This is a genomic window from Anaerobutyricum hallii DSM 3353 (assembly GCF_000173975.1).
Taxonomy (GTDB): domain Bacteria; phylum Bacillota; class Clostridia; order Lachnospirales; family Lachnospiraceae; genus Anaerobutyricum; species Anaerobutyricum hallii.
The window spans coordinates 1-2,263 of sequence record NZ_ACEP01000024.1; the positions used below are offsets into that span (position 1 = coordinate 1).

1 protein-coding gene is annotated in these 2,263 nt (G+C 37.7%); it reads left to right on the top strand.

Going from position 1 to position 2,263, the window contains the following annotated elements; all coding sequences use genetic code 11:
* Positions 1-940 precede the first annotated feature (940 nt).
* On the top strand, positions 941-2,227 hold the full coding sequence (gene serS / locus EUBHAL_RS01515; protein WP_005344001.1) for a serine--tRNA ligase: 1,287 nt from the start codon (positions 941-943) through the stop codon (positions 2,225-2,227).
* Positions 2,228-2,263 lie beyond the last annotated feature (36 nt).

The window sequence follows — 2,263 nt, forward strand, 5'->3', positions numbered from 1 at the left end:
CAGAAAGAGAAATAACCTATATTTGTGACTTTCGTCGCTGCAGGTTGAATGTTCGCTTAACCGCTCGCATCCAACCTTTGCTCCCAGGCCACAAATATAGGTTATTTCTCTTTCTGCGAGCTGTTTGTTGGCTGTTGGAGAATCTGTAGCTGGATTACTATAAGAATTAGAATTTGATTAGGAATCAGGGAGAAATTTGCGGAGGCGTCGGGAGGTAGTGATTTTAAAATCTTAATAGTAGATATCAGCTTTAATCCCCCTCACCAACACACTTTATAAAGCAGATCAAAATTGCTTTGGGGAAATTATGAATTCCAATTTCTGATTTTACTCCAGCGGCCACAGTCAGAAACCTTGTCTCTTCGGTCAGTTCCAGAAAAACAGAAGTTACAAAATAATAGTTGCAAAGGAACTCATTCTGCTTTATAATAGACAAGAATATTGATTCGTTGCGATGAGAGAAGCTACGGTATGAATGTTTTTCAGAGAGCTGATGGTTGGTGAGAATCAGCAGGCGGAAGTACCTTTCCACTTTTTGAGCATTGATGAAAGTCAAAGGCTGGTATCCTTTAACGTACCAATGAGTGGCTGTTATGGCTTTATATGTTTATACATTTTGATATATTTAGATATAATGTATTCTAGTATGATTTGATATGTGTCAGATATATTTAAATAATATAGATGTATTTGAATATGTTAGCAAGGACAGCAATTTGGGTGGCAACACGGAATTCTTCGTCCCATGAGTGAGGGTAGAAGGGTTCTTTTTTTGTTTGTAACTATTTAAAGCAAAATATTAATAGTTTTTGATAGTTATGTCGATATTAATATTTAAATGAAACCCAGAATATTTTCTAACGTATTTTCGAAATCTTAGCCGCAAAAGTAAGAGGGAAAGACTTCGGGAATATTCTAACAAAACAGGAGGATATTGATAATGTTAGATTTAAAATTTGTCAGAGAAAATCCAGAGGTTGTAAAACAGAACATCCGTAATAAGTTCCAGGATGAGAAGCTTCCTTTAGTAGATGAAGTAATTGAGTTAGATGCACAGAGAAGAGCAACTCAGCAGGAAGCAGATGATTTAAGATCAAACAGAAAGAAGATTTCTAAACAGATTGGTGCGTTAATGGCACAGGGCAAAAAAGAGGAAGCTGATGCTGTAAAAGAGCAGGTTACTAAGAATGCAGAGCGTCTTGCAGAACTTGAAAAGTTAGAGGCAGAGCTTGGAGAAAAGGTTAAGAAAATCATGATGATTATTCCTAATATCATTGATCCAAGTGTTCCAATCGGTAAAGATGACAGCGAAAACGTTGAAATTCAGAAATATGGCGAGCCATTTGTTCCTGATTTTGAAGTTCCATATCATACAGATATCATGGAAAGATTTGATGGAATCGATTTAGACAGCGCAAGAAAGGTAGCTGGTAATGGATTCTATTATTTAATGGGAGATATTGCGAGACTTCATTCTGCAGTAATTTCTTATGCAAGAGACTTCATGATTGACAGAGGATTTACTTACTGTGTACCTCCTTTCATGATTCGTAGTAACGTAGTTACAGGTGTTATGAGCTTTGCAGAGATGGATGCAATGATGTACAAAATCGAAGGTGAAGATTTATACTTAATCGGAACCAGTGAGCATTCCATGATTGGTAAATTCATCGACACTGTTTTACCATCTGATACACTGCCAAGAACATTAACATCTTATTCTCCATGTTTCCGTAAAGAAAAAGGTGCACACGGAATCGAAGAACGTGGTGTATATCGTATCCATCAGTTCGAAAAGCAGGAAATGATCGTTGTATGTGAGCCAGAAGACAGCAAGATGTGGTTCGATAAGTTATGGCAGAATACCGTAGATTTATTCCGTTCTATGGACATCCCTGTTCGTACACTTGAATGCTGTTCCGGTGACCTGGCAGACCTTAAAGTAAAATCTATCGACGTAGAAGCATGGTCTCCACGTCAGAAGAAATACTTCGAAGTAGGAAGCTGTTCTAATTTAGGTGATGCACAAGCTAGAAGATTAAAAATCCGTGTAACAGGTGAAAAAGGTAAATACTTTGCTCACACATTAAATAACACAGTAGTAGCACCACCTCGTATGTTAATCGCTTTCCTTGAGAATAACTTAAATGAAGATGGTTCTGTAAGAATCCCAGAAGTACTTCGCCCATATATGGGAGGAAAAGAAGTTCTGGTTCCAGTAAAATAAATTTGCCGCAGGCAGGGGAGACGCCTCCAGGGAATG